The 5,539-nt window shown below is 73.1% G+C and carries 2 protein-coding genes and 1 pseudogene; all 3 read right to left on the bottom strand.

Annotated features, from left to right (window positions below):
• Nucleotides 1-2,704, bottom strand: a pseudogene (locus JHN45_RS50010) (hypothetical protein); the annotation flags it as partial.
• A complete protein-coding gene (locus JHN45_RS50005; protein WP_236584989.1) occupies nucleotides 2,701-3,132 on the bottom strand; it encodes a hypothetical protein in 432 nt (143 codons plus the stop codon). The pseudogene JHN45_RS50010 and the gene JHN45_RS50005, both read right to left, overlap by 4 nt.
• Nucleotides 3,133-3,317: 185 nt before the next feature.
• Nucleotides 3,318-5,381 carry a UvrD-helicase domain-containing protein gene (locus JHN45_RS50000; protein ID WP_201056102.1) on the bottom strand — a complete coding sequence of 688 codons (2,064 nt, stop codon included), beginning with the start codon at nucleotides 5,379-5,381 and terminating at the stop codon, nucleotides 3,318-3,320.
• Nucleotides 5,382-5,539 lie beyond the last annotated feature (158 nt).

The raw sequence follows: 5,539 nt of genomic DNA, 5'->3' as shown, positions 1-5,539 counted from the left end.
CATCCGGTTGCGCAACGTCGTCCGGCCGTACGACGTTGCGCAACCGGATGTTGTTCTCGTCGCCGCCGTACGCCAGCAGGTTCCCGGTGGGTGAGAAGGCCACCGCGTTGACGGCGTTGTTGCTCTCCAACTGCTCCATCGCGACGGGCTCTTCGGGATCGGCGACGTTCCACAGGTGGGCCCTGTTGTCACTGCCGCCGACGGCCAGCGTGCGTCCGTCGGGACTGAACGCGACCGCCCGGGCGGCACCCGGAACCCCCGACTGGTAGGAGATACGGCCGGGGAGCGGGCCGAGCGGCCGCGGACGCCGGGGGTCGGCGACCCGCCACAGCCGTACGGTCGCGTCGGAGCCGCCACAGGCCAGCAGGGAGCCGTCGGGACTGAAGGCGAGCCCGTTCACCCGGCCCGAGGCCCCGGTGAGGGGGTCGGCCAGGGGCTCGGGACGCGCGGGAGAGGTGAGGTCGAGGAGCCGGATCCGGCCGTCCTGCCCCGCGACCGCCAGGGTGTGCCCGTCCGGGCCGAAGGCGAGGGCCCCGAGCGCCCCCGCGCCGACGTCGTACGGGACGCCGAGACGGGCCGGGTGACGGGGGTCGGCCATGCCCCACAGGCGCACTCTTCCGTCGTCGCCGGTGGCGGCGAGGATCCGCCCGTCCGGACTGAAGGACAGCACCCGCACCGGACCGGCGAAACCACGCAACGGGGCGCCCGGCGACGCCGGTTGACCCGCGCGGGCCGTGCTCCACAGGCGGATCGTGCGGTCGTCCCCGGCACTCGCCAGCAACCGCCCGTCCGGGCTGAAGGCCAGGGTGTCCACCCGGTCCGTGTGGCCAGGCAACACCGTGGACAGCGCCAGGTTCTGCGCGCTGATCAACCGCGTCGCCGTCCCCGCCGCCGGTGCCATCCGCTGCGCCACCAGATCCAGCTGCGCCGCCAACGACGGGTCCCCGAGCCTGACTTGGTCCGCCTCCGCCCTGATCTCCCCGAGGATCGCCGTGTTCCGCTCGTGCCGTGCCGTACCACGCTGCTGGAACGCGACGACCGCGGAACCCGAGGCCAGCAGCGCCAGCACCGCCAGGACGACCACGACCCCGCGGCGGATACGGCGGGCGCGCAGCCGCAGTCGGGCGGAGGCGGCGAGGAACGCGGCCGTGGTCGCGTCGAGTCGGTCCGTGCCGTGCCGCTCGGTCCAGGCGCGGGCCGTCGCCAGCCGGCCGCCCCGGTAGAGCAACCCCGGGTCACGGTCCGCCTGTTGCCACGCCGAGGCCGCCTCCTCGAACTGCTGCCGGACCACGTACTCGGCGCGATGCGCCTCGATCCACTGCCGCAGCCGGGGCCACGCCCGCAGCAGCACCTCATGGGTGATGGCGACCCGGTCCTGCTCCCGGGTCAGCAGGCGCCCCCGGGTGAAGGCCTCGACCACCGCGGCGGTGCCGTCCGCATCCGCGCCGCCGCCGACCAACTCCGCGTAGGCGGCGGGGCGTCGGGTGTCGCCGCCGTCCTCGCCGAACCTGACCAGACGCAGGAACATCGTCCGCGCCGTCCGCCGCGCGGCCGGGTCCAGCGCGTCGAAGAGGCGGTCGGCGGCGGTGGTCACGCTGTGGGCGATACCGCCGGTGGCCCGGTAGCCGTCCACCGTGAGGACATGCCCGGCCCGCCGCAGCCAGGTGGCCCGCAGGGCGTGCGCCAGCAGGGGCAGCCGCCCGATCTCGTAGGCGGCGCACACCTCTTCGCCCGCCACCGGCTCACCAGGTGCGGGCGCCGATGCGAGTGTGGGTGCGCCGAGATCGCTCAACAGGAGCTCGACCAGGCCCGGTTCGACGTCGAGGCCGACCGTGCGGGCCGGATACAGAATTGCCTCCCGGACACCGGCCGGGGACAGCGGTCCCACGAGCACCTGGTTGCGCTCGACGGCGTCCAGCAGCCGGGGATACGCGGCGCAGGGCGTGTAGAAGTCCGAGCGCAGCCCGAAGACCACCAGCCCTGCGGGCGGTTCGCCGTGCGGGCCCGGTTCCGCGAGGTCCAGGACCGTGTCCAGGAACTCACGGCGCTCCTGCTCGTCGGAGCAGAGCGTGAACAGCTCCTCCAGCTGGTCGACGACAAGTACCTTGCGCCGTACGTCGGTTGAGCCGTCGGCCGCCTCCGGCAGACACGCGGCCAGGGCCGCCGTCGGGTGGGCGGTCGGGGTCAGCCACCGGCAGGCCCAGCGCGCCGAACCCGGCAGGGCACCCCGGGCGATCTCCGGCAGAAGCCCGGCCCGCAGCAGCGAGGACTTCCCGGCCCCGGACGGGGCGACGACGACCAGCGCGCCGCCCTGAGTGAGGCAACTGTCCAGCCGTACCAGGAGTTTGGCGACGAGCGCGTCCCGCCCGAAGAACCACCGGGCCTGCTCGGCGCCGAACGCGGCGAGCCCGGGATACGGGCACTCCTGGGACTCGTCGGCGGTGTGCACCCGGCGGGCGGTGCGCACCCCGTCCTCGTAGTGCAGATGGAGGTCCCGCTCCGACGCGTACAGGTCCCGGCGCGCCTGGTAGATCCGGGACCGGTCGGAGGCGTCGGCGAGCAGGCGTACGTCCTCCACGCCCGCGTGGCGGTCTTCGAGTTCGCCCGTGCGGTGGCCTTCGAGTCCGTCCACGCGGCGGCCTTCGCGTTCATCCACGCGGTGGCCTTCGAGTCCGTCCGCGCGGTGGTCTTCGGACGTGCTCATGACTCGACGATCTTCTGGTCGCGGCCGGACTGGTACACCCGCCCGTGCCCGGAGGCCTCGGCCCTGAACTCCTGAGGCGCGGCAGGGGTGTTCGCCCGGTCGGCCAGGGTCAGGGCCAGCAGCGGCGCTATCTCCTCGTCGAGCAACCGGCGCAGCCCCTCCGCCAGGGCCCGGTCCTCCCGCAGCAGCGCGGCCAGCCTGAGCTGCCAGTCCGCGACCACGAGGGCCTCCCCGCGCTCGTCCCGCGCCCCGCGCGCCGTGAGCACCCGCTCGCGCGACTCCGTGAACGCCGTGTCCACCAGCTCCGCCGCCTCCGGACGGCTCCGGCGGCACCAGGCGACCACGGCCGTCCGGGCCTGCTGCCAGACGTCCGTGGCCATGGCCCCCACCAGGGCCGTGGCTGTGGCCGATGTGATCGGATCCATCATGATTTCCCCCACGTTCCGTGCGATGGACCCCCTACTGTCGGGCCGACGGGGACCACGCCCGTAGGGACCGAACAATTTCGAGCGGGCGTACCGGGGTGAGAGCGGCGCGGGCCAGCGCACCCGGTGGCCCGCCGCGCGCCGTGCGCGCCCTCAGGTGCGCGCCGATTCCGGGGTGCCGACAGACCCTAGGCGAGTTGGGCCGGCAGCGGTGCAGTGTGGGTGACGATCAGGCCCGACACCGCTCGGGTCAGGGCGACGTACAGGCGGCGCAGGCCGGTGCGTTCGTCCGGTTCGCCGTCGACCACGGCCTGCGGCTCGTCGAGGACCACGTAGTCGTACTCCAGGCCCTTCGCGAGCGAGGCCGGGACCAGGGTCAGACGGGTGTCCACGGTCGTCTCCTCGCCCGGGTCGATGTAGCCGATGCCCGCCGCCGTCAGGGCCTCCGCGAGTTCGGGGACGCGGGCGTCCGCCGCGATCAGGCCCGTCGAACCCTCGTTGCGCAGCAACTCCTCGCAGGCGGCGACCACTTGGGCCGTCCCGGCGGTCTCACGGAGGTCGAAGAAGCCCGGGTTCTCACGGACCGACGCGACCGGGGTCAGGCCCGGCGCGATGTGGGGGAGCAGCCGGGAGGCGTAGGTGATGACGTCCGTCGGCACGCGGAAACCGGCCGTCAACTCCTCGATCACACCCTCCGACTTGCCGAGATGGGCCAGCGCCTCGTCCCAACTCCGCGTCGCCCAGGGCGTGGTGCCCTGCGCCAGGTCCCCGAGGACGGTCGCGGAACCGGTCGTGCAGCGGCGGCCCACCGCGCGGTACTGCATCGGGGAGAGGTCCTGCGCCTCGTCGAGCACCACATGTCCGAGCGAGTGCGTCCGCTGGACGATGTCGGTCGCCTCGTCGATCAACACGGCGTCCGCGGCGGCCCACTTGGCGGCCTTCACGCTTCGGACGGGCTTCGGCCACAGGATCGTCTTCTGTTCGTCCTCGTCGAGGATCCCGTCCGCGTGGACGGCGAGGAAGTCCGCGTCCGTGAGCAGCCGCAGCACCAGCTTCTCCGGCTCGACCGGCGGCCAGACCGCTTTTACGGCCGCCTTCACCGCCGCGTTGCGCGCCACCGCGTCCTGCACCCGGTCGTCCGGCGCCTCCCCGGACCGCTCCATCTGCACCAGCACGGCATGCGCGATGCGCTGCGGCAGGGCCTCGCGGGCGGCGCCGTAGCGGATGTCGCGGTCGAGCAACTCCCGCACGATGGCTTCGAGTTCGTACGCCGGGACCCGCCAGCGGCGCGAGCCCCGCACCACCATCACCGGCTCGGTCGGGATGCTCACGTGCGAGTAGACGGCCCTGCGCAGCACCTCCGCCATCCGCGCGTCGCCCTTGACGACGGCGGCCGGTGCCTCGTCCGTGCCGCGCACCTCGACATGGGCCACCAGGTCGTCGACCGTACCCTGGCGGACCGTCAACTCGCCCAGCGCGGGCAGGACTTGCTCGATGTAGTGGAGGAAGGACTTGTTCGGCCCGATGACGAGGGTGCCGGTGCGGGCCAGCCGCTCGCGGTGGGCGTAGAGGAGGTAGGCGACGCGGTGCAGGCCGACGGCGGTCTTCCCGGTGCCCGGGCCGCCCTGTACGCACACCGTCCCGCCGAGTCCGGACCGTACGATCTCGTCCTGCTCGGGCTGGATGGTGGCGACGATGTCGCGCATCGGGCCGACGCGGGGCCGTTCGATCTCCTGCTGGAGCAGCTTGCTGGTGGCGGCGGCCTCGGCCGGGTCCATGAGGTGCTCGTCCTCGTACGCCGTGAGGTCGCCGCCCGTGTAACCGAAGCGGCGGCGCAGCGAGATGTCCTGCGGGTCCTTCTTCGACGCCCGGTAGAACGGCTGCGAGACCGGCGCCCGCCAGTCGATGACCATCGGGTCGCCGTCGCCGTCGTGCACATGCCGGCGCCCGATGTAGAACTGCTCGCCCTCCGCGCCCTCCGCCTGCTCGGCGCCGGGTGCGTGCAGGTAGTTGAGGCGGCCGAAGAACAGCGGGGTGTCGCTGAGGTCGGCCAGTGCCTTGATGCGCTCGTCGATCTGGCGGGCCAGTACCTCGGCGTTGACCCAGTTCGCCGTGACGTCCTTGATGTCGAGGGACTCGACGTCCTCGCGCATGGCGCGCAGGGCGGAACGGGAGGAGGCGAGGTGGGTGCGTTCGCGGGCGAGGGGGTCGTCGAGGGGATCGCCGAGGGGGTCGGTGGCGGGCGTGGACAAGGGGGTGCCTCCGGAAGACCTGAGAAGACCTGAGTGGGATACCGGCCGGTTTCCGTCCGGGCGGTGGCACTCCCTGCGGGGAGGCGGGCAAGAGCGGAGAGTTTAGTGACGCGGGCCTGGTGAGGGCCAATCGTTTTTCGTCCCCTAGGGGACGACCC

This window comes from Streptomyces sp. MBT53 (assembly GCF_016654115.1).
Taxonomy (GTDB): domain Bacteria; phylum Actinomycetota; class Actinomycetes; order Streptomycetales; family Streptomycetaceae; genus Streptomyces.
Note: the sequence above shows the minus strand (reverse complement) of the source record. Positions and strands in the feature narration are given on the sequence as shown.

Excerpts from the sequence above, each read along its gene's own strand:
- JHN45_RS50005 (WP_236584989.1), bottom strand. The coding sequence starts at position 3,132 with ATGATGGATCCGATCACATCGGCCACAGCCACGGCCCTGGTGGGGGCC.